This window comes from Enterococcus hailinensis (assembly GCF_045862035.1).
Taxonomy (GTDB): domain Bacteria; phylum Bacillota; class Bacilli; order Lactobacillales; family Enterococcaceae; genus Enterococcus_A; species Enterococcus_A hailinensis.
In genome coordinates, this window is sequence record NZ_BAAFRV010000006.1 from 138,235 (window position 1) to 160,215 (window position 21,981).

Below are 21,981 nucleotides of genomic sequence, written 5' to 3' on the forward strand. Positions count from 1 at the left end.
ATGAGGTGGACGAAAAGATGGAGATTCAATTTCAATCAGACATCGGCAAACGGCGTAATATGAACCAAGATTATACGAATGTTTTTACAAATCAATCAGGAATGGACCTAGCAATCCTTGCTGATGGGATGGGTGGTCATTTAGCTGGTGATGTTGCTAGTAAAATGGCGGTAGATGGTTTAGGCGCCGCTTGGTCAACCTCAACTATCTCGCAGCCAGATAAGGCTTCTGAATGGTTTGAACAAGAGATTCAAAAAGTAAACGAGGCCATTTATCAAGAGGGAACGACACATCCTGAGATGCAAGGAATGGGAACGACGATCGTTAGTACCGCTTTATTAAACGAAAAGTTCGTATTAGCACACGTTGGAGATAGTCGTGCTTATTTGATTCATGAAGATCAACTTCGTCAATTAACAGACGATCATTCATTGGTCAATGAATTGCTGAAATCAGGCGAGATCACAGCAGAAATGGCTGCGGTCCATCCACAAAAAAATGTTTTGACCCGCTCTGTAGGAATCGCCGGAACCATCAAGACTGATATTTCTGAACACGAATGCCAATCAAATGATTATTTGTTATTATGTTCCGATGGATTGACCAATATGGTCAGCGAAGAAGCTATTCTAACGATAGTAGCTAGCGATCAAAGTTTAGAAGATAAAACGAAGCAGTTGATCAATGCTGCCAACGAGGCTGGCGGAGCAGACAATATTACGGTATTATTGATTCATTTTGAAGGGGAGGCTCGTCCATGATCGAAATAGGCAAATTGGTCAATGGACGTTATAAAGTGATTGCCAGTATCGGTAGCGGTGGTATGGCAAACGTCTTCTTGGCTCACGATCTGATTTTGGATCGTGATGTTGCCATCAAAATATTACGATTTAATTTTCAGAATGATAAAACAGCCATTCGTCGATTTCAGCGTGAGGCATTAGCCGCAACTGAATTAGTCCATCCGAATATCGTCGGTGTTTATGACGTGGATGAAGAAAGTGGCATGCAATATCTAGTAATGGAATATGTGAAGGGGATGGATTTGAAACGCTATATCCAAAGCCAAGCACACATTCCGTATGAAAAAATTGTAGATATCATGGAACAAATTTTATCTGCTGTTAATTTGGCTCATGCACATGGGATCATCCATCGTGACTTGAAGCCGCAAAATATTTTGATGGATGAAGCGGGAGTAGTTAAAATCGCAGATTTCGGAATTGCGATTGCTTTATCAGAGACATCACTGACTCAAACGAATTCTATGTTAGGCTCGGTCCATTATTTATCTCCTGAACAAGCACGAGGAAGTATGGCAACCAAACAATCAGATATTTATGCTCTAGGAATCATTTTATATGAGATGATCACAGGCAATGTCCCCTTTGATGGAGAATCAGCCGTAACGATCGCATTGAAACATTTTCAAGATGAGATTCCATCCGTTAAAGGATTTGATCCAGCTGTACCTCAAGCGTTGGAAAATGTAGTGATGCATGCAACAGCCAAAGATCCCGCTGATCGTTATAAAACAGCTGGTGAGATGGCTGCAGATCTTAGTACTGCTTTAACAGCACTTCGCGTAAATGAATTGCCGTGGCATCCTTCTGCGATGTTAGACGAAACAAAAGTATTAACGCCTATTCAACCAGTTGATGAAGTAGCGATTGAAGCGCCTAAAGAAGCACCGATAAAGACAGAAGAACCAATCAACCCAAAACCGAAAAAGAAAAAACGAAGAAAACGTTGGTTGTTTATTTTTCTAATATTGTTAGCAGCGATTGTCGGAACGGTAGCATATTTCATGACCGGTTCGGCTGAAGTGTCGGTACCCCAAGTAGATAATATGACGGAAACTTCTGCACGTAGTGCGTTAAAAGCAGCTGGTTTGACTGTAGAAAGTACAGCGGACGAAGTTCCTAGTGATACGATTGAAAAGGGACATGTAGTGAAAACAAATCCAGCAGCCGGAACGATGATCAAAAAAAATCGTAGTGTTCGTCTTTATATCAGTTCAGGGACTGAAAAAGTTTCTTTAAAAGATTATCAAGGTGAAGCGATCGATGATGCTCAAGAAGATTTACAAAAGATTGGCTTTTTACTAAAAAATATCCAAATTAAAAAAGTAAATAGCGAAACTGTCCCTGAGGATCAAATTATTAGTCAAGATCCTGGAAAAGATTCTAAAGTTGATCCTAAAAAAGATACAATCACATTTGAAGTTTCCTCAGGTCCTGAGACTGTCGAAATTGATGATTACTCTGGAATGACCTATGAAGACGCTAGAGAGAGTCTTTTACAAATCGGAATCGTAGATGGTCAAATCAATCGTGTAGATGCTTCTGATGAGACCGTACCAGCTGGAGAAGTCATCAGTCAAAATCCAGTCAGTGGTACAGCATTGACTTCAAAAGATACGATCACTTTAAAAGTCAGTACCGGCAGCAGTTATGTAAAACTAGATGATCTTTCTGGTCAAGACAAATCAGATGCGGAAACGACTTTAACCAATTTGGGGTTGAAATATACTGAGCAGGAAGAATTTTCAGACGATGTAGCAGAAGGAAAAGTCATTCGAACAGACCCTGGTGCAAGTACGTCCTCAGTAAAGGTTGGCGACACGGTAACCGTATATGTGTCTAAAGGCCCAGAATCAAAAGAAACAACTTTCAATGTTACGATTTCAGCTAGTTTTACTGGATCTGAAGATACACAAGACACGATCACTGTAGCGGTGAAGGATGCAAAAAAACAAAGTTTGACTCAAGTATTGAATTTTAAACTAGACAAGAATACCTCTTCAACAAAACAAACAGTTTCTATAACCACAAAAGACAGTCAAAGTGCGACGATTGAAATTCAGCGTAATGGCGATGAAGTTGTTACAAAAGAAGTTCAAAGTGCGGAGACAATCACTGTTCCATAAGCGTAACCTTTCCTAATCTTTTAGGAAAGGTTTTTTAGGTCATTTGTACTGAAATGCATTTTGAAGTATGCTACAATAAAAGAGATATTAAAGGAGATGAGCCTGATCGAAGGACAAATTCGTAAAGCCCTAAGTGGTTTCTACTATGTGGCAAGTGAAGGAGAAATCCATCAGACCCGAGCACGTGGGAATTTTCGCAAAAAAAAATTAACCCCTTTAGTTGGTGATGACGTTGTATTCAGCAGCGAAGAAAATAGCGAGGGATATATTTTAGAATTATTACCTCGAAAAAATGAACTAGTCCGTCCACCTGTTGCCAATGTCGATCAAGGTGTGATTGTTACTAGTTTGATCGAACCTAACTTTTCGTATAATTTGTTGGATCGCTTTTTAGTGACGTTAGAAAATAAAAATATTCAACCAATCATCTATCTGTCAAAAACAGATCTAGTCGCAGATCAATCATTAGTAGCGGAAATCCGTGCAGTTTATGAATCTTTAGGATATCCAGTGATCGATGGTGAACAAGATAAACAGAAATTAACCGCATTATTCGCAGATAAACTAACGGTATTCATGGGACAATCCGGTGCTGGGAAATCAACCTTGTTAAATGAAGTCTCTCCAGGATTAAATTTAGTGACGGGGGAAATTTCAGATGCGTTAGGTCGAGGACGACATACGACGCGACATGTGGAATTATTGGATTTGTTTGATGGCTTAGTCGCTGATACGCCAGGATTTAGTTCGATTGATTTTCTTGAGATAGCCGCCGATGAATTGCCTAAAGAATTTCCCGAGTTTCGTGCAGCAGCTCCAGCATGCCGTTTCAGAGAATGCCGTCATGTGAAAGAACCTGGTTGTGAAGTGAAACAACAAGTTGAAACGGGTGAAATTGCTCAAACGCGGTATGATAATTACTTGCAGTTTTTGCAAGAAATCGAGAATCGACGTCCAATTTATAAGAAAAATAAGTGATTTAAATTAGTTTATAATTGTTTGTTTTATAAAGAGAAATCTATCAAAAAAGGAGTAAAAATGATGAAAATAGCCCCATCAATTTTGAGTGCAGATTTTGCGCGTTTAGGTGAAGAAGTAAAAATGGTTGAAGCAGCGGGTGTCGACTACATCCATATTGATGTGATGGATGGAAATTTTGTGCCAAATATTTCTTTCGGACAAGTCGTAGTAAGTGCGTTACGTCCTGTGACAAAATTACCGTTGGACGTTCATTTGATGATTGCTGATCCAGAAAATTACATCAATGATTTTGTAAAAGCAGGAGCGGATATCATTATGGCTCATGTAGAAGCAACGCCTCATATCCATCGAGTAGTTCAAATGATCAAAGCAGCAGGTGTAAAACCAGGGGTTGTTTTGAATCCAGGTACCCCAATAGAAGCGATTAAATATGTTTTAGCTGACGTTGATCAAGTATTAGTCATGACGGTGAATCCTGGGTTTGGTGGACAGTCATTTATCGAAGGTACTGTAGAAAAAATTGCTGAACTAGATCGTTTACGTAAAGAAAAAGGCTATCATTATGAGATCGAGGTTGATGGCGGCATCCAGCCGGAAACTGCCAAGAAATGTGCAGAAGCCGGAGCAGATGTATTTGTAGCAGGTTCTTACATTTACGGCGCTGATAAACCAGAAGAAAAAATTGCTGCTTTAAGAGCGGTATTAAATTAATGAATGTTTTACTTGTGGCAGGCGGTGACTCGAGTCACTGGCCTGCTTTTTCAAAATCGTATGATAAAATCATTGGCATTGATCGAGGAAATCTTTTTCTTTTGCGCCAAGGAATCGTTCCAGATTTAGCAGTTGGTGATTTTGATTCATTAGATACGCTTGAAAAAGAAGAAGTATTCAACCAAGTATCAGAAATTTTATCTGCTCCCGCTGAGAAAGATGATACAGATACTCAGCTTGCTTTAGTCACAGCATTTGAACGCTTTCCAGAAGCAAATATTACGATCATTGGTGCGACAGGTGGACGTCTAGATCACCTGCTGGCCAATCTTTGGTTAGGAGTAGAGCCCCGTTTTTCAGCATTTTTATCACAGATCAGACTGGAAGACCAAGGGAATAGTGTTCGCTACTTAGCTCCTGGTCAGCATGTAATCGAAAAAGAAATCGAGATGAATTATTTGGCTTTTTGTTGTTTGACACCAGTTGAAAAGCTAACATTAAAAAATGTCAAATATGAATTGTTTGAAACGGATTTTTTACAGCCGACAAGTTTAGCAAGCAATGAATTTTTAACAGGAGAAGCCGCTGTTTCTTTTTCTAACGGAATTGTTGCAGTCATCCAGAGTCGAGATGTTTAAAAGAGAGTGAGATAAAAGTCGTTTTACTTTTATCTCACTCTCTTATTTTTAGAGATCCTAAAATTCTTTAAAATCATGGCTCCGCGCTTTTTAATCTGTTCAATTAGTGGTAAAATTTATCGTATATTATAGCGTTCAGAGGTGCTTAAGTGAGAAAGTTTAATCCGAATAAAAACATTATTATTATCTTAATTGTTGTTATAATTGTCGTAGCAACAGTCTCCATCACTGCAGCAAATCGTGCAAAAGACAGTGATACAAATATTGTTCAATCTGCGATCAATGATTCGATTGGAGTCGTTGATAAAGTAATTACAGCACCAGGACGTTGGCTTAGTAATGGAGTAGAATCGATCTCCGATTTAGTTAATACCTATGATGAAAATCAAAAATTAAAAGCCGAAGTTGATCAATACGATGAAACCAAACAAAAAACAAAGAACCAGGAAAAAGAAATTGAGCAATTGAAAGCTCAACTTGAATTAAATCAAACGCTGACTAGCTATGACAAGGTGACCGCAAATGTAATTACGCGTTCGCCAGATACATGGCAAGATATGCTGATCGTCGATAAAGGCAGTAGCGATGGAATTGAAGGTAATATGGCTGTAATGTCTCAAAAGGGTTTAATTGGCCGAGTGATGGAAGTGAATGCTCACTCTTCTAAAGTTCAATTATTGACATCAGATACAAAAACAAGCAATCATTTTCCGATAAAGATTACTTCAGCTAGTGGGAATTCTTTCGGCGTCTTGAATAAATACGATACGAAAGCGCAACAATTGATTGCTTCAGAGATTACTGGCAGTCAAGACATCAAGGAAGGTGACGTTGTTCAAACTTCTGGATTAGGTGGGAATTCACCTGCTGATTTAGCGATCGGCACGGTGGTAAAAGTAAAACCAGACAGCTATGGATTAAATCGGGAGGTTTATATCAAGCCTTACGCACAAATGTATGATATTTCAGTTGTGACGATTATCCAAAGAATGGCAGGGTCTACAGAATGATCAGACGAACTACTTTAAAACGTATCGCACCTGTCCTTCTGATGCTCTTATTGCTGCTAGATGCCCATGCAACAAAGTTTATGATGGCTGTTACTAATAATGCCTATGTCGCCAATGCACACCTCGCTTTATTAGTTTTATTGATTATTACTCGGGTCATCAATGAGCGTTTTATGCTGGTTACTGCTTTAGTGCTAGGAGTTTTATATGATTTGTATTATATAGGAGTCATCGGTATTTACGCGGTAATTTTTCCCGTACTTGTTTTATTGTTTTATCTTTTCCAAAAAGTAATTCAGCAAAATGTGTTAACGATGTTTTTTACATTAGTAATCAGTGTGACGATTTTTGAATTTGCTAGTTTATTATTGCAGTCTGTCTTCGGATTAACCGGTATCAGTAGCGACTTTTTTGTGCCCCGTTACTTAGGTCCGACACTACTGTTTAATATCATAATGTTTGTAATTTTAATCTTCCCGCTAGAAAAAATTTTAATCGGACCAGCTGAATAAACTGCTGTCTATTATGAGAAAAAGAACTAAATTTGTAGTTTGATAAAAACAGAAGAAAATTTCTTCTGTTTTTTTATTTGCTCATTTGTAACTAGAAAATAGCAAAATGAAATGTTTTTGTAACAATGCTATTATCTGGATGACATACAGCTGTGGTAAACTCATCAATGTGTTAGAAAAAAGTCTAATAAAATTCAAAAATAAAACTAAGAGTAGTCGGAGGACATAAGAGTGAAAAAAAGTTTGTTATCAGCATTAATGGTATGTTCAGTAACATTAAGCGCATTAGCAGCTCCAGCCGCAGCTTCTGCCGATGAATTTGATAGTAAGATCGCTGACCAAGATGCGAAAATTTCAAGTTTGCAAAATCAACAAACAGATGCACAGTCTCAAATCAGTGCATTAGAAAATGAAGTTGCTGCAATTAATGATCAAGCACAAAGTTTATTAAATAATCAAGCATCATTGAGACAAAAATCTCAAGATTTAGAAAACCAAATTAATGCATTGCAAAAACGTATCGAAAAACGTTCAGAAGCGATCAAAGAACAAGCACGTAACGTCCAAGTCAAACAATCATCGACCAATGTTATTGACGTAGTGTTGAATGCTGAATCATTCAGCGATGCTGTTGGCCGTGTTCAAGCAATGTCTACAATTGTGAAAGCAAATAATGACTTAGTTGAACAACAAAAAGCGGACAAAGCAGAAGTTGAACAAAAACAAGCTGAAAATAAAAAGCAACAAGAAGCAATCGTTGCTAATCAAGCTGCATTAGAAAGCCAAAAAGGCGATTTAATCACTAAACAAGCAGATTTAAATGTTCAAACGACTACTTTAGCAGCAGAACAAGCAACTGCTGAAAACGAAAAAGCTGACTTGCAAGCAAAACAAGAAGCTGCAATCAAAGAACAAGAACGTGTACAAGAAGAAGCACGTCAAGCGGCTGAGGCCCAAGCCCAAGCTGCTGCTCAAAAAGCAGAAGCAGATCGTCAAGCCCAAGCTGAGGCAGATGCTAAAGCCCAAGAAGAAGCAGCTGCAAGCGCATCTTCAACAGAAGCTTCAACTGAATCAAGTACAACAACAGAAAGTTCTACGACAGTAGAAACTTCTACTTCTACAGAAGCAACAACAGAAAGTTCTGCGACAGTAGAATCTTCTTCAACAGAAGCACCAGCTACAAGCACGACAGATTCATCAACTACGACTGAATCTTCAACTGTAGCGACTGAAGATAGTTCTCAAGCGGCTGAAGCAACTCCGCCAGCAAGTAGCACTAATACTTCAACAAGTACTAATAATCAAGGTTCAACTTCAACAGGTAACAGTAGCCAAGGATCTACTTCATCATCAAGTAATCAAACAGCTACTACACCTTCAACATCAACTCCTTCAACTCCGACTCCAGCACCATCTGGAAATGGATCTGCAGTAGTTGCAGAAGCAATGAAATATATTGGTACTCCATATGTTTGGGGCGGAAAAACTCCTTCAGGATTTGACTGCTCAGGCTTTACAGCTTATGTATATCGTCAAGCAACTGGCCGTGAAATTGGTGGCTGGACAGTTCCTCAAGAATCAGCTGGAACACGTATCTCAGTTAGCGAAGCTCAAGCAGGTGATTTATACTTCTGGGGTTCTCCTGGCGGATCATATCACGTAGCGATTGCTATGGGTGGCGGACAATACATCCATGCACCTCAACCAGGTGAATCAGTTAAAGTTGGATCTACAGCTTACTATGCACCAAGCTTTGCAGTTCGTATGTAATCAATCTAAATAGTATGATATGACCGGTGCGAATAACGTACCGGTTTTTTTGTTGGCGAATTTTGTTAGAGAAGACTACTTTTGACTGAAATAATTATAGATAAGATATCTGGAGGATAGAAAATGCAAAAGCAAATAAAAAATGGCAATTTATATTTAGGAATCGCCGTAGTGATGATGATCGTATTATTTATCAGTTCATCAATGACCTATCAACAACAAAGTCAAGTTTCAACGATTCAGAAATATTTATCAGAAGAACCATTTAAAGCTACTTTAAGCCGAATTTCTTTTGATTATGCAGGGACAGAAATAAGTATTAAAGCTGCCGGTTATGTAAAATTTATCGAATTTTTTATTCGCAAAGCTGCTCATTTTATAACTTATTTTATTATGGGAGGCAGTTTATTTTTAGGCTTATTGCCAAAATTGAAACAAAGCTCATTACTTTTAACGCTCTTTTTTGCTTGGCTTGCAGCAACGGGATATGCAGCGACCGATGAATTTCATCAAATGTTGACTGGCGGACGTTCACCATTATTTCAAGATGTTATGCTTGATTCATGTGGGGCCTTGACAGCTTGTCTGCTTATTATTATCTATCGCTTGATCCGCAAGAAGAAATAGCGGTTTTTTCCTTGACGTAATGAATATTCAGATGGAAAATAAAGGAAGAGCATAGTATTTTAAGGAGTGTATAAGGATGTCTGGACATAGTAAATGGAACAATATCCAAGGAAGAAAAAATGCGCAAGATGCAAAAAGAGGAAAAATTTTCCAAAAGATCTCTCGTGAAATTTATATGGCAGCAAAGGCTGGTGGGCCGGATACGAGTACTAATCCTGCTTTGCGCTTAGTGATAGATAAAGCAAAATCAGCTAATATGCCGAATGATAATGTCGATAGAGCAATCAAAAAGGCAACCTCAGCAGGTGAAGGTGAGCATTATGATGAAATTACTTATGAAGGTTATGGACCTGGTGGAGTAGCTATTTTAGTCCATGCATTAACAGATAACCGCAACCGCACAGCAACCAATGTACGCGTAGCATTTACGCGCAATGGAGGCAGTCTGGGTGAAACAGGGTCAGTTAACTATATGTTTGATCGAAAAGGATATATCGCTATCGAGCGTGAAGGATTAACAGTTGATGAAGATACGATGTTTGAAGACGTATTAGAAGCCGGGGCAGAAGATATGGAAATTTCTTCAGAAGTATTTGAAATCTATACTGCCGCAGAAGATTTTACTAGTGTTCGTGATCAATTAGAAGCAGATGGCTTTACGTTGGCTCAAGCAGAGTTAACGATGATTCCTCAAACGACGGTTGTGTTAGCTGAAGAGCAGCGAGAAAAATTAAATCAACTGGTTGAGAAACTGGAAGATGATGATGACGTTTCAGAAGTATTTACTTCAGTTGAATAAATAAAAAAACCAGCGATCATTCGCTGGTTTTTATTTGGTTAAAAGACGACTACCGGAGTACCGACTTCAACCATATCATAAAGTTTTGCCATGACATCTGGTGGGGTGTTGACACAACCGTGAGATCCACGTGTTTTCCAAAGGTCACCACCATAAGCTGGTTGCCAGTCGGAATCGTGCAGACCTACGCCGCCCCAATCGATTGGCATCCAATATTTCACTGGACTTGCATAATCAGAACCGTCGTCATTTTTTCCTCTCAGTGTTTCATTTGTCTTTTTCTCCCACACATAATCAACACCAGTTGGAGTAGGAGATTTTGGTTTACCACTTACGATGTCTGTTTCTAATGCAACATTACCGTCTTTGTAGTACCACATGTGTTGATTTTCTAAATCGACTTCAATGTATGTCTTATCGACTAAAGCTTTATCAGCTGTTGTAGCACCAGTCACGATCGGTGAGCGGGTAAAATCTTTGCCTTCTAATATTTGTTTAGTTAGTGCTTCAACTTCACTTGCAGTATTGATCGTCCAACTGTAAGTACCTGCCGGAACAGAAACTTTACCGCGTTTTGTACTATTGAATTCAGTAGGGTTGGTGCTTGTATTGTATTTGTCGCCTAAGCTTTTCACATAAGCAGTTACTTTTTCTTGATCAAGAGACATTGTTCCATTATCATCGATCAACCAATCATTGATATCTGAACTTGGGATGTCAAACGTATTGCCATTGATACTGTACGTTGCTTTGATTTTAGCAACGGCATTCATTTTATCAAGTGTTTTCTTCAAGCTAGCATCATCTTTAGTGATCGTTGGTTTTGCTAAGTAGTCATCAAATTCAATCGTTTGTTCACCGTTTTTGGCCGCTTCTTTAAAGGCAGCAACAGCAGCATCAACGTCGATCGTATTTCCTTGTTTTTCTGGGGTGATTTCAAACCCGCTATCGGTACGAGTGACTTTGGCATTTTCAGTTGCTGTTCTGGTTTTGTTTGTCTCGGTCAATTCTGCTTTAACAGCATCAATAACAGCATTTAATTTTGTTTCATCTAAAGTTGAACCATCTACGTCTTGTTTATCTGACGCAGAAACTAATTGCATTCCCCAGCTAAAAGGATTTTGCTCTTTTTGAACTTTAGTCAATGCAGAAGTATATGAATTTTTCCAACCTAAATCTTCACGATTGATCTCTTTCCAATCTTTTCCATCCACTTTGATAAGGAAAGGTGACTTGGATAATTCACGTGTGATTTTTCGATTGGCTTCACTGATGGTCAAATTATCGATTTTTACACCGTTGACTTCGGTATTTGGAAGAAACCTTTTAGTATAATATGTACTACGAACACCATATCCGCCTGCCAGAACTACTAATAAACCTAAGACAACAATAATACCGATTTTTTTCCGGCTGTGAGAATTTCTGTTTTCTTGTCTTGTCATCGAAATAACTCCTCGTTGTTTCTTTATGTATTTGGTTTTTTATTAACGTATGGAGAAAATTAGAGACAAATGGCTCCATATTTTAATACTACACCGATTATAAATATACCACAGATAGGAAGAAATACGAGTGATTGGTCTTGAAACGTAATCAAATATTAAAAAAACCACAAAGAATAAAATATTCTTTGTGGCTAGAAAAGTTTTGATTATTTACCTTCAGCTTCAAGATCAGCAAAAGCTTTAGTCATTACTTCTTTAAGTTCTTTAGCAGAAGCATCCATACGATCTTTTTCAGAGTCAGTTAATGGGATTTCAATGATGTTTTGGATCCCTTTAGCATTGATGACTGCTGGAGCACCGATATAGATGTCTTGTTGGCCATATTGACCTTCTAAGTATACAGATAATGGGAATACTGCACTTTCATCGTTTAAGATCGCACGAGTGATACGAGCTAGAGCAACTGCGATACCGTAGAAAGTAGCGCCTTTTTTCTCGATAATTTCGTATGCAGCATCACGAACGCCGAAGAATAGGTTAACTAATGCTTCTTCATCAACTTCTGGATTATCTTTAACCCATTCGTAAATTTGTAAGCCAGCAACGTTAGCGTGTGACCAAACTGGGAATTCTGAATCTCCGTGTTCACCTAAGATATAAGCATGGACGTTACGAGCATCAACGTCAACTAATTCTGCAATTGCTTGACGGAAACGAGCTGTATCTAATGAAGTACCTGAACCGATAACGCGTTCTTTAGGGAAACCTGAGAATTTCCAAGTAGAGTAAGTTAAGATATCTACTGGGTTAGCGGCAACTAAGAAGATTCCGTCGAAACCAGAAGCAACAACTTGTTCTACGATACTTTTGTTAATGCGTAAGTTTTTACCAACTAAATCTAAACGAGTTTCACCTGGTTTTTGTGGAGCGCCAGCTGTGATGACAACTAAGTCAGCATCGTGACAGTCTTCGTATGAAGCTGAATAGATTTTTTTAGGTGAAGTGAAGGCTAATGCGTGAGATAAGTCGATCGCATCTCCTTGTGTGCGGTTGCTATCGATATCAATAATGCCGATTTCTTGAGCGATATTTTGATTGACTAATGCAAAGGCATAACTTGAGCCTACTGCGCCGTCTCCAACTAAGATTACTTTTTGATGGGTTTTACTAGCTGCTGATGCAGTCATGTGTACCAATCCCTTCTTCTATTTGTTTTTCCATTGGAATCATAACATTAGTTAATGAAATTTGTCACGTGTTTTACTCATTAATAATACAGTTTTTTTACCTGTTTCTTTAGTAAGCGTTTTATGTGTTGATGTTCTAAGGACTGCTATGCTTAAGTTTTTATAAAAATAACACATTTTTTATACTGGCACAGAGCACTGAAAACGGTCACTACAGCAAAGTTTGTGTTATACTATGTAAAGAAATTTTAGAACTGGGTAGTCAGACGACTATCCAGCATTTTGTCATGCCGATGGAAAATGACGATTTCTTTACATAAAAGATAGACTATTAAGAAAAAATGAGGCGGAAAAATACATGAAGATGATTGTTGGACTGGGAAATCCAGGTAAAAAATATGAAAATACAAAACACAATATAGGCTTTATGGTCGTGGATCGTTTAGCAGCTGAACAAGGAGTAACTTTTAAGAAAAATCCCTTTGAAGCGGAAGTTGCAGATTATTTTGTGAATGGCGAAAAAATTTTATTAGTTAAACCAACGACTTTTATGAATGAATCAGGACGTGCGGTCGGTCCTTTGATGACTTATTTTGGGGTTGAGCTAACTGAATTAGTCGTGGTAGCCGATGATTTAGATATGGGGATGGGTAAATTACGTTTACGTCAAAAAGGCAGTGCGGGCGGCCATAATGGATTAAAAAGTATTATTTCACATATTGGAACACAAGAATTCAATCGGATAAAAATCGGTATCGGTCGACCAAACGGTAAAACAGTCGTTAACCATGTGCTGAGCACATTTAATCAAGAGGAAGCAGTCGTTATTGCAGATAGTGTTGCGCGAGCAGCAGAAGCAGTCGATGATTTCGTTGCAGAAAATGATTTTTTAAATACAATGAATCGCTTTAATTAAAAATGTATAACAAATTAGATGAGGAGTACTCGAATGAATTTGATTGATTTTATTAATCAGTTGCCGCTAGTAAAAGAGTGGCAAGAATATTTAACGAAAAAAGCTAAACGCCAGTTAGTGATCGGGCTCTCTGGTTCAGCGAAAGCATTAGTAATGGCTGCGACTCATCAAAAGAGTCAAAAGCAGACGGTGATCGTTGTCCCGAATCTTTATTATAGTAATCAATTAGCAGAAGAATTACGCCAAATCGAAGAAGATGTTCATCTTTTTCCAGTTGATGAGGTCTTATCTGCTGAGATGGCTTTTGCTTCACCGGAAGCTCGGACAGAACGAGTAGCGACTTTACAAGCCTTATCACAAGGCGAAAAGGGTATTTATGTCGTACCTGCTGCAGCGTTGAGAAGATACCTTCCAACACCTGAAGTTTGGCAAGCTAATCAATTACACTGGAAAATCGGGAGTGAAATTGATTTAGAAAACTTAGCTCAACGCTTGGTTTTAATGGGTTACGAGCGTCAATCGATGGTTGGCAAACCGGGAGAATTCAGTATGCGTGGCAGTATCATCGATATTTATCCCTTAACGACTGAGTACCCTGTGCGAGTGGAATTATTTGATGTGGAGATCGATTCTTTGCGCTATTTTGAACCGGAGACTCAGCGTTCAGTTGAAAACTTAACCGAGGTTTGGGTCACACCGACAACTGATCTTGTTTTTGCTGCCGAAGAATTGACGCAAGGAGTCGCTAAAGTCAATCAATTGTTGCAAAATCGCTTAGCGGTTACCCAAGATAAAGAAAGCTATAACTTTTTAATTGATTATTTTGGTCAATTGATTGCTGCTTGGGAAGAAGGCATCCCGACTGAAGATGCTAAGTATTATACGGATCTACTTTACAATAAAAAAACTTCTTTACTGGATCATGTAGCTGAAGATGCCTTGCTTTTTGTAGATGATTATCCCCGTCTGATGGAAACATACCGGGAAATGGAACGTGAAGAAGCTGAATGGCACACGCAAAAATTAGAGGAATTGCGTGTTTTTTCAGAGCAGTCTTTTGGAATGAATATTCCTGATCTAATCAAGAAAGCGCCATTTGCTACAACTTTCTTTTCGCTATTTCAAAAAGGCATGGGCAATTTGCGCTTTGAAGCAATCCATAATTTTCAATACCGTTCAATGCAACAATTTTTTGGTCAAATGCCCTTATTGAAGACCGAAGTCGATCGATGGGAAAAACAAGAGCAAACTGTTTTATTTGTCGTTTCAGATCAGGAACGCCAAGAAAAACTGATGCAAGAATTTCGAGATGTGGCGATTCAAGCTGTACAGACAACACCAGACAAATTGCTCATCGGCACCACACAGGTTGTTATTGGCCATTTAACTAGCGGTTTTGAGTTGCCGCAAGATAAATTGGTTGTCGTTACTGAACGAGAAATTTTTCAGAAGGTCACTAAGAAAAGAGCCCGTCGTCAAACGATTTCGAATGCGGAACGTTTGAAAAGCTACAATGAATTAAAACCGGGCGATTACGTCGTCCATGCCAATCATGGGATCGGTAGATATGTCGGGATGGAAACAATCGAAATCGACGGAGTACACCAAGATTACATGTCGATCATCTACCAAAAAGATGACAAATTATTTATTCCGGTCACACAATTAAATTTGATTCAAAAATATGTCTCTTCAGAGGCTAAACCACCGAAAATCAATAAACTAGGTGGCAGTGAGTGGACAAAAACTAAAAGTAAAGTATCGAAAAGAATCGAAGACATTGCCGATGATTTGATTGAGCTTTATGCGAAGCGTGAAGCAGAACGCGGCTATGCATTTGGTCCTGATGATGAGTATCAAAAGGAATTTGAGAATGCTTTCCCCTATAGCGAGACCGATGACCAATTGCGAAGTACAGCCGAAATCAAACATGATATGGAAAAAGACCGTCCGATGGATCGTTTATTAGTCGGAGATGTCGGTTTTGGTAAAACGGAAGTAGCTTTGCGCGCAGCTTTTAAGGCGATTAAAGAAAATAAACAAGTAGCTTTTTTAGTTCCAACAACGATTTTAGCGCAACAACATTATGAAACAATGACGGAACGTTTTGAGAATTTCCCCGTCAATGTTGATGTATTGAGTCGTTTTCGAACAAAGAAACAACAAAATGAAACGATTGAAAAAATTCGTACTGGTCAAGTAGATATTGTTGTAGGAACTCATCGTTTACTATCAAAAGATTTACAATTCGCTGATTTGGGATTGTTGGTTATCGATGAGGAACAACGATTTGGCGTAAAGCATAAAGAGCGGTTGAAACAATTACGCTCTCAAGTCGATGTCTTGACGCTGACGGCGACACCGATACCTCGAACATTGCACATGTCGATGCTAGGTGTACGTGATCTTTCCGTAATCGAAACGCCGCCAGAAAATCGTTACCCGATCCAAACATATGTGATGGAAACAAATCCAGGTGCGATTCGTGAAGCAATCGAACGTGAAATGGCTCGCGGAGGACAAGCGTTTTATTTATATAATCGAGTTGAAACGATTGAGCGGAAAGTGGAAGAGCTTCAATTGTTAGTCCCGGACGCAAAGGTTGGTTTTGCGCATGGTCAAATGACCGAAGTCCAATTAGAAAATACGCTGATGGATTTCATTGAAGGACAATACGATATTTTAGTAACAACGACGATCATTGAAACCGGGGTCGATATTCCAAACGTTAATACATTGTTCGTGGAAAATGCCGATTACATGGGTTTGTCGACATTGTATCAATTACGTGGACGGGTAGGACGAAGTAATCGAATCGCCTATGCTTATTTCATGTATGAACCGCAAAAAATCTTGAATGAAGTTAGTGAAAAAAGACTGCAAGCAATCAAAGATTTCACTGAACTAGGTTCTGGGTTTAAAATCGCGATGCGTGACTTATCGATTCGCGGTGCCGGAAATTTATTAGGAGCACAGCAACATGGATTTATTGACGCTGTTGGGTTCGATATGTATTCACAAATGCTTTCTGAAGCAGTTGATCGCAAGCAAGGGAAGAATAATCAAATTGAACGGACTTCAGTTGAGATCAATTTGGGAATTGATGCCTATATTCCAGGAACGTACATTGAAGATGAACGACAAAAAATTGAAATCTATAAACGAATTCGCGAGTTGGAAAGCACCGAAATGCTGGATGAAGTGGAAGCAGACTTAGTCGATCGTTTTGGTGACTACCCGGATGAAGTCGCTAACTTGTTGAACATCGGCCAGATTAAAATGGATGGTGATCGTGCATTAGTCGAAAGTATCCATAAACGTCAGCAACAAATTATTTTGACGTTGAGTAAAGTCGGTACTAAAGCGTATAAAGTGGAACAATTATTTGAAGCGTTGAGCGCAACGAAAATGAAAGCAACGCTTGGTGTGGAAAAAGAAAAAATGGTTATTAAACTTACAGTCGGTAAAACGATGGATGAAGCAGTATGGCTACGCGAAATCAGTCTTTTCGTTCGGGCATTGCGAGAGCAAAAATACAAAGAATAGGTGGTGGAGGCACTGGCGAATAAAGAAATGAAAGTCATGATGCAAGGTGCCTTCATCCTGACAGCAGCTTCATTTGTGGCGAAATTATTAAGCGCAGTCTATCGGGTTCCCTATCAAAACTTTGCTGGGGACGAAGGATTTTATGTCTATCAGCAAGTCTATCCGATTTATGGAATCGCGATGACTTTGGCCTTATCAGGTTTGCCGCAATTTATTTCGAAATATGTGGCAGAACAAAAAGAAATTAAAGAACAAGGACAAGCATTAGAGCGATTATTTCCTTTGATCAGCGGTTTTGGTTTGATTTTGTGGGGATTGTGTTTTTTCACCGCACAGCCGCTGGCGGATTGGATGGGAGACGGGAGATTAGCACCGTTGATTCGAGTTGTTTCTTTCACCTTTGTGATCATGCCTTTTTTATCGATCACACGCGGAGAATTTCAAGGAAAATTATTGATGGTCCCAACCGCCGTTTCGCAAGTTGTCGAACAGCTGATTCGAGTCGATGTTATCATCGTGGCAGCTTGGTCATTTAAACAATTTGGCTGGAATGTTTATCACACTGGGACTGTGGCAATGTCTGGAGCAGTGGTCGGCGGAGTAGCAGCAGTGATCGTTTTGTGGTATTACCGCCACCAAATTTTAGGCACAAGTCTATTACGGCGCAAGCTTAGGTTAGGAGATGAAGCATGGGCTTTAGGCAAGCGATTAGTACTTGAAGGCGGGCTGATGACCATCTATAGCGGCTTGCTGATTTTATTTCAATTAATCGATTCGTTTACAGTAAAAAAAGCATTAGTTGATTATGGCTTAAGTGAACACGGTGCAAAATTAGCCAAAGGGGTTTATGACCGAGGCCAACCATTGGTTCAACTTGGTTTAGTTGTGGCTCTAGCTTTAAGTTCCAGTTTTCTCCCTTTGATGACTCGCTATTTAGTCAATCGTGACCGCAAAATGTTTATTAAGACAAGTCGAATTTTTTTACGTTTGACTTCGGCTATTGCTGCAGCGGCTTCATTAGGTTTGGCCTTGCTTTTACCGTACGTCAATTATGCGCTGTTCAAAGATTATAAGGGAAACCTCACGTTATTGTTGTTTGTGTTTGCGATTTTTTTGATGGCGATGGTTCAAGCGTATCAGAGCATCGCTCAAAGTCAGAATCAGTATCGCAGTTCACTACAAGCAGCTGGAGCAGGTTTAGTTTTAAAGATCGTCACTACAGGCGGCTTGACCAAACAATTTGGAACCGTCGGAGCCAGTCTTTCTACTTTGATAGGTTTGGCGATAGCACTATTCATTTTGCATCTGACTAGTGAACGTGAGACAAGAAATTACGGAAATGAGTGTCGCTTCAATCAGAAATTACTTCTGTGTTTAATTGGTATGGTTGTCGTCCTTTTATGTTACTATGGCGGTATTAGTTTGATATTTGGGGTCGTCCACAAGAGGAGTATCGCTTTGATTGCTGCCATCTTAGGGGGGGCGATTGGCGGCAGTACTTTTATAATATTAGCGATTCAAATACGATTATTAACAATTCGCGAATGGCTGATGTTGCCGTTCGGGATTAAACTATTAAGAATAAATTGGAAAAGAGGATAATTTATGCGTTTAGATAAATTCTTAAAAATTTCACGGATCATCAAACGGCGGAGTGTTGCTAAAGAAGTGGCAGATAAAGGCCGTATCCAAGTGAATGGAAAACTAGCGAAATCATCGACGGATGTTAAAATCGGTGATCAATTGCGAATCCAATTCGGAAATAAAATTTTAGAGGTTGGAATCGATGAGCTGCATGAATCAACAAAAAAAGAAGATGCAGCGAAAATGTACCACATTATTAATGAGACTCGTGTGGAAAATAACGGAAATTAAAGATAATTCAAATAGACAATTATACCGTGAATTGGTATAATAGTAAAGAATTTCATGGTAAGGAGCGAGCGGGAATGAATGAAAACGAGACGCCGAAAATTGCAGCGTTAGATACTCCGTATGCAAAAGAGCAGTATCGTAAATTTCAAAAACAGCATCGTCAATTGATTTTTAAACGTCGACGGTTAGCAGCCCTTTTTGCTGTCGCAGCATTTGTTGCCATTGTCATGGGAGTTCAAATTTTTAATGAGCAACGTCATTTGAGCGAGTTGAACGACATCAAAGTAAAAACAGTCGCTGAATCTGCCAAGGTAGATGATCAAGTCGTAGGTTTAAAAAAGGACGTTAAAATGCTAAAAGATGATAACTATGTAGCAAAATTAGCTCGTAGTCGATTCTACTATTCAAAAGACGGCGAATTAGTATTTGTATTGCCGGATGAAACAAAAACGCCAAGCAAAGACACTCAGTCAGCTGACGAAGTAATAAAGTCCGAAACTGCGAATTAAAATATTCAGCAGTTTTAAGATAAAAAATGGAAAAAACTAGGAGGAACATTTTTTTTATGTCAATCGAAGTAGGAGCTAAGCTGCAAGGAAAAGTATCAGGAATTACAAATTTTGGTGCCTTTATCGACTTGGGAGAGGGCAAAACGGGCTTAGTCCATATCAGTGAAATATCTAATGGTTTCGTGAAGGATATTCATGATGTGTTGACTGTCGGTGATGAAGTAACAGTAAAAGTCACTTCTGTAGGAGACGATGGAAAAGTAGGTCTTTCGATTCGTAAAGCACAAGACCAACCTCAACCAGAAAAGAAACCTTTTAAACGGGAATTTCGCGATAACAATCGTCCAAAACCTGCGCCTAAAGGAAAGCCCCAAAATAATAGCGGCAAACAAGACTTCGATTCATTGATGAGTTCCTTTTTGAAGGATAGCGATGATCGTTTGTCATCGATCAAACGCAATACTGAAGGTAAACGCGGAGGCCGTGGCGGTCGTCGTAATTAGAAAAAAAGCTGGAATCCTAAAAGATTTCAGCTTTTTTTAGCTAGAAATTTAAGAACAAAACGTAAGGAGTCGAAAATGGAACAGGCTTTTTTATATCAGAATCCAGAATTGAGAACGAGCCAAAAAATATTGTTAGCTGTTTCGACCGGAGTGGATTCAATGGTTTTGTTACACTTGTTAGAAAAAATGGGAAGCTCGATCGGCGTTGCGCACATCGATCATCAATTGCGAGAAGAATCAAAGGCGGAAGCAGCTTTTTTAGAACAATATTGTAAAGAACATAACATTCCTTTTTATCTAAAAGTATGGCAAACACCAACCAAAAAAAATATGGAAGCAAAGGCTCGCAAACTGCGGTATGAATTTTTTTCAACGATTATGGAAAGAGAAGGATATAACCTTTTATTGACAGCCCATCATGGAAACGACCAAGTAGAAACTCTTCTGATGCGTTTGGTACGTGGTGGTTCTCTTGCAGGACATGCGGGGATTTCCAGAGTGCAACCTTTCGCTACGGGCAAACTGATTCGTCCATTATTAACCTTTTCGAAGGAACAAATCTATGCTTATGCAAATGAGCAACACCTAACATATTTTGAAGATGCAACTAATCATTCCACTGATTATTTTCGAAATCGAATCCGTTTGAATGTCGTCCCGGAACTAAAAAAAGAAAATCCGCAACTACTAGAACATGCCAATCAGTTCCACCAACAACTAACTTGGGCAGATCAATTGATCCAAAAGAGTCTAAAAGAAAATTTAAACAACGTTGAAACTGATGGGGCTTGCTGGTCATTTACTCAATCAGTGTTGCCTGTTGAGACTGGGGAACGTTATTATTTTTTAACTACTTTGTTCCAACAAATTACAGAAGCCCAAGAGCTAGTAGTCTCACAACGACAACTATTTTCCTTATTAGAACAATTAGAAAAAGCAAGCAGTCAATGGCGATTTGATCTAGGAGACGCTTGGCAATTTGTCCGCCGATATGATACCTATTTTATTGAGAAAAAAGTAGAAATCACTGACCAAGAAAAGTATTCCCTTAATGAAAATGAACATTGTCAATTATCAGATGGGTCAATAATCAGCGTAAGAAAAAATAGCCAATATAAACCTAGTGAGGAGTTTCGAATCCCTTTACCGGTCACGGTGAAATTTCCGTTAATGATTCGTCATCGCAAGGCTGGTGATCGTATTCGTTTGACCCAAGGTTTAACCAAACGTGTAAACCGTTATTTTATTGATAAAAAGATCCCGACGGCAGAACGAGATGCCGCTTGGATTGTTGAAGATGCCTCGGGCGAGATCTTGGCAATCTTATCATTTGTTAATTCCTATTTGAGTATTACTACTGAAACTGATAGAATACACTACATACTTGACTATACGCTTAACAAAGCGAACTGAAAGGAGTTTCTATATGCTAGAAAAAGATATTGAAAAAATCTTGATCACTAGAGAAGATATTCAAAGCCGTTGTGTCGAATTAGGTGCACAGCTAACTACAGATTATATGGATAAAAATCCCTTGGTGGTTGGTATTTTAAAAGGAGCAGTTCCTTTTATGGCGGATATTATTCGCGAAATCGATACTCATTTAGAGTTGGATTTCATGGATGTATCGAGCTACGGGAACCAAACGGTCTCTTCTGGTGAAGTAAAAATCATCAAAGACTTAGATACAAATGTTGAAGGACGCGACTTATTGATTGTCGAGGATATCATTGATAGCGGTCGAACATTGGGCTACTTAGTTGATTTGTTCAAATATCGTAAAGCAAAATCAGTGAAAATCGTCACATTATTAGATAAACCAGAAGGTCGTGTGGTCGATATCCAAGCAGATTATATCGGATTTGATGTACCAAATGAATTCGTAGTCGGTTATGGATTGGATTACGCGGAAGCGTATCGTAACTTGCCTTACGTAGGCGTATTAAAGCCAAAAATTTATCAATCAAATTAGTGACCGAAAAAAACTCAGTGTGATATACTTAAAAGGTCAGAATTGATA

General features: G+C 38.9%; 20 protein-coding genes. 18 read left to right on the forward strand and 2 right to left on the reverse strand.

Going from position 1 to position 21,981, the window contains the following annotated elements:
• Window positions 1–17: 17 nt before the first annotated feature.
• The 10 genes from ACKTSC_RS06785 (at window position 18) to ACKTSC_RS06830 (ending at window position 9,977) form a co-directional block, all read left to right on the forward strand.
• Window positions 18–761 carry a Stp1/IreP family PP2C-type Ser/Thr phosphatase gene (locus ACKTSC_RS06785; protein ID WP_407857188.1) on the forward strand — a complete coding sequence of 248 codons (744 nt, stop codon included), beginning with the start codon at window positions 18–20 and terminating at the stop codon, window positions 759–761.
• Entirely contained in the window at window positions 758–2,929 is a 2,172-nt protein-coding gene (gene pknB / locus ACKTSC_RS06790) for a Stk1 family PASTA domain-containing Ser/Thr kinase (protein ID WP_407857189.1), read from the forward strand. The genes ACKTSC_RS06785 and pknB overlap by 4 nt, the downstream gene beginning before the upstream one ends.
• A gap of 96 nt (window positions 2,930–3,025) precedes the next feature.
• On the forward strand, window positions 3,026–3,907 hold the full coding sequence (rsgA, locus tag ACKTSC_RS06795; protein ID WP_332580176.1) for a ribosome small subunit-dependent GTPase A: 882 nt from the start codon (window positions 3,026–3,028) through the stop codon (window positions 3,905–3,907).
• 63 nt (window positions 3,908–3,970) lie between these two features.
• The gene (rpe, locus tag ACKTSC_RS06800; RefSeq protein ID WP_407857203.1) at window positions 3,971–4,621 is read left to right on the forward strand and encodes a ribulose-phosphate 3-epimerase; all 651 of its coding nucleotides are present in this window, start codon (window positions 3,971–3,973) and stop codon (window positions 4,619–4,621) included.
• A complete protein-coding gene (locus tag ACKTSC_RS06805; protein ID WP_407855886.1) occupies window positions 4,621–5,259 on the forward strand; it encodes a thiamine diphosphokinase in 639 nt (212 codons plus the stop codon). The genes rpe and ACKTSC_RS06805 overlap by 1 nt, the downstream gene beginning before the upstream one ends.
• Before the next feature lie 149 nt (window positions 5,260–5,408).
• Window positions 5,409–6,269 carry a rod shape-determining protein MreC gene (gene mreC, locus ACKTSC_RS06810; protein WP_332580173.1) on the forward strand — a complete coding sequence of 287 codons (861 nt, stop codon included), beginning with the start codon at window positions 5,409–5,411 and terminating at the stop codon, window positions 6,267–6,269.
• A complete protein-coding gene (mreD, locus tag ACKTSC_RS06815; protein ID WP_407857190.1) occupies window positions 6,266–6,781 on the forward strand; it encodes a rod shape-determining protein MreD in 516 nt (171 codons plus the stop codon). The genes mreC and mreD overlap by 4 nt, the downstream gene beginning before the upstream one ends.
• Before the next feature lie 231 nt (window positions 6,782–7,012).
• Window positions 7,013–8,551 carry a C40 family peptidase gene (locus tag ACKTSC_RS06820; RefSeq protein ID WP_407857191.1) on the forward strand — a complete coding sequence of 513 codons (1,539 nt, stop codon included), beginning with the start codon at window positions 7,013–7,015 and terminating at the stop codon, window positions 8,549–8,551.
• 123 nt (window positions 8,552–8,674) lie between these two features.
• Window positions 8,675–9,178 carry a VanZ family protein gene (locus tag ACKTSC_RS06825; protein WP_407857192.1) on the forward strand — a complete coding sequence of 168 codons (504 nt, stop codon included), beginning with the start codon at window positions 8,675–8,677 and terminating at the stop codon, window positions 9,176–9,178.
• Window positions 9,179–9,254: 76 nt separating this feature from the next.
• Window positions 9,255–9,977: a YebC/PmpR family DNA-binding transcriptional regulator gene (locus ACKTSC_RS06830; RefSeq protein WP_407857193.1), complete on the forward strand. Its 723-nt coding sequence runs from the start codon at window positions 9,255–9,257 to the stop codon at window positions 9,975–9,977.
• A gap of 38 nt (window positions 9,978–10,015) precedes the next feature.
• Here ACKTSC_RS06830 and ACKTSC_RS06835 read toward each other — a convergent pair whose 3' ends face one another.
• The gene (locus tag ACKTSC_RS06835) at window positions 10,016–11,422 is read right to left on the reverse strand and encodes a L,D-transpeptidase family protein (RefSeq protein ID WP_407857194.1); all 1,407 of its coding nucleotides are present in this window, start codon (window positions 11,420–11,422) and stop codon (window positions 10,016–10,018) included.
• 209 nt (window positions 11,423–11,631) lie between these two features.
• Window positions 11,632–12,612: an L-lactate dehydrogenase gene (locus ACKTSC_RS06840; RefSeq protein WP_071858067.1), complete on the reverse strand. Its 981-nt coding sequence runs from the start codon at window positions 12,610–12,612 to the stop codon at window positions 11,632–11,634.
• Between the two features lie 358 nt (window positions 12,613–12,970).
• On the opposite strand from ACKTSC_RS06840, the gene pth reads away from it, so the two are divergent.
• From pth to hpt, 8 genes are all read left to right on the forward strand, one after another.
• Window positions 12,971–13,528, forward strand: coding sequence for an aminoacyl-tRNA hydrolase (gene pth, locus ACKTSC_RS06845; protein WP_407857195.1), 558 nt, complete (start codon window positions 12,971–12,973; stop codon window positions 13,526–13,528).
• A gap of 33 nt (window positions 13,529–13,561) precedes the next feature.
• The gene (gene mfd / locus ACKTSC_RS06850) at window positions 13,562–17,074 is read left to right on the forward strand and encodes a transcription-repair coupling factor (RefSeq protein WP_407857196.1); all 3,513 of its coding nucleotides are present in this window, start codon (window positions 13,562–13,564) and stop codon (window positions 17,072–17,074) included.
• A 39-nt stretch (window positions 17,075–17,113) separates the two neighbouring features.
• Window positions 17,114–18,676: a putative polysaccharide biosynthesis protein gene (locus ACKTSC_RS06855; protein ID WP_407857204.1), complete on the forward strand. Its 1,563-nt coding sequence runs from the start codon at window positions 17,114–17,116 to the stop codon at window positions 18,674–18,676.
• A gap of 3 nt (window positions 18,677–18,679) precedes the next feature.
• A complete protein-coding gene (locus ACKTSC_RS06860; protein WP_407855892.1) occupies window positions 18,680–18,949 on the forward strand; it encodes an RNA-binding S4 domain-containing protein in 270 nt (89 codons plus the stop codon).
• Between the two features lie 74 nt (window positions 18,950–19,023).
• Window positions 19,024–19,458: an FtsB family cell division protein gene (locus ACKTSC_RS06865; protein WP_332580163.1), complete on the forward strand. Its 435-nt coding sequence runs from the start codon at window positions 19,024–19,026 to the stop codon at window positions 19,456–19,458.
• A gap of 56 nt (window positions 19,459–19,514) precedes the next feature.
• Entirely contained in the window at window positions 19,515–19,961 is a 447-nt protein-coding gene (locus ACKTSC_RS06870) for a S1 domain-containing RNA-binding protein (RefSeq protein ID WP_332580162.1), read from the forward strand.
• A gap of 75 nt (window positions 19,962–20,036) precedes the next feature.
• The gene (gene tilS / locus ACKTSC_RS06875; RefSeq protein WP_407857197.1) at window positions 20,037–21,374 is read left to right on the forward strand and encodes a tRNA lysidine(34) synthetase TilS; all 1,338 of its coding nucleotides are present in this window, start codon (window positions 20,037–20,039) and stop codon (window positions 21,372–21,374) included.
• A 13-nt stretch (window positions 21,375–21,387) separates the two neighbouring features.
• On the forward strand, window positions 21,388–21,933 hold the full coding sequence (gene hpt / locus ACKTSC_RS06880; RefSeq protein ID WP_332580160.1) for a hypoxanthine phosphoribosyltransferase: 546 nt from the start codon (window positions 21,388–21,390) through the stop codon (window positions 21,931–21,933).
• Window positions 21,934–21,981: the final 48 nt, after the last annotated feature.

Excerpts from the sequence above, each read along its gene's own strand:
- ACKTSC_RS06865 (WP_332580163.1), top strand. The coding sequence starts at position 19,024 with ATGAATGAAAACGAGACGCCGAAAATTGCAGCGTTAGATACTCCGTAT.
- rsgA (WP_332580176.1), top strand. The coding sequence starts at position 3,026 with ATGAGCCTGATCGAAGGACAAATTCGTAAAGCCCTAAGTGGTTTCTAC.
- ACKTSC_RS06860 (WP_407855892.1), top strand. The coding sequence starts at position 18,680 with ATGCGTTTAGATAAATTCTTAAAAATTTCACGGATCATCAAACGGCGG.
- pth (WP_407857195.1), top strand. The coding sequence starts at position 12,971 with ATGAAGATGATTGTTGGACTGGGAAATCCAGGTAAAAAATATGAAAAT.
- mreD (WP_407857190.1), top strand. The coding sequence starts at position 6,266 with ATGATCAGACGAACTACTTTAAAACGTATCGCACCTGTCCTTCTGATG.
- mfd (WP_407857196.1), top strand. The coding sequence starts at position 13,562 with ATGAATTTGATTGATTTTATTAATCAGTTGCCGCTAGTAAAAGAGTGG.
- hpt (WP_332580160.1), top strand. The coding sequence starts at position 21,388 with ATGCTAGAAAAAGATATTGAAAAAATCTTGATCACTAGAGAAGATATT.
- rpe (WP_407857203.1), top strand. The coding sequence starts at position 3,971 with ATGAAAATAGCCCCATCAATTTTGAGTGCAGATTTTGCGCGTTTAGGT.
- ACKTSC_RS06785 (WP_407857188.1), top strand. The coding sequence starts at position 18 with ATGGAGATTCAATTTCAATCAGACATCGGCAAACGGCGTAATATGAAC.
- ACKTSC_RS06830 (WP_407857193.1), top strand. The coding sequence starts at position 9,255 with ATGTCTGGACATAGTAAATGGAACAATATCCAAGGAAGAAAAAATGCG.
- ACKTSC_RS06805 (WP_407855886.1), top strand. The coding sequence starts at position 4,621 with ATGAATGTTTTACTTGTGGCAGGCGGTGACTCGAGTCACTGGCCTGCT.
- ACKTSC_RS06870 (WP_332580162.1), top strand. The coding sequence starts at position 19,515 with ATGTCAATCGAAGTAGGAGCTAAGCTGCAAGGAAAAGTATCAGGAATT.
- ACKTSC_RS06835 (WP_407857194.1), bottom strand. The coding sequence starts at position 11,422 with ATGACAAGACAAGAAAACAGAAATTCTCACAGCCGGAAAAAAATCGGT.
- ACKTSC_RS06855 (WP_407857204.1), top strand. The coding sequence starts at position 17,114 with ATGCAAGGTGCCTTCATCCTGACAGCAGCTTCATTTGTGGCGAAATTA.
- tilS (WP_407857197.1), top strand. The coding sequence starts at position 20,037 with ATGGAACAGGCTTTTTTATATCAGAATCCAGAATTGAGAACGAGCCAA.
- ACKTSC_RS06825 (WP_407857192.1), top strand. The coding sequence starts at position 8,675 with ATGCAAAAGCAAATAAAAAATGGCAATTTATATTTAGGAATCGCCGTA.
- ACKTSC_RS06840 (WP_071858067.1), bottom strand. The coding sequence starts at position 12,612 with ATGACTGCATCAGCAGCTAGTAAAACCCATCAAAAAGTAATCTTAGTT.
- pknB (WP_407857189.1), top strand. The coding sequence starts at position 758 with ATGATCGAAATAGGCAAATTGGTCAATGGACGTTATAAAGTGATTGCC.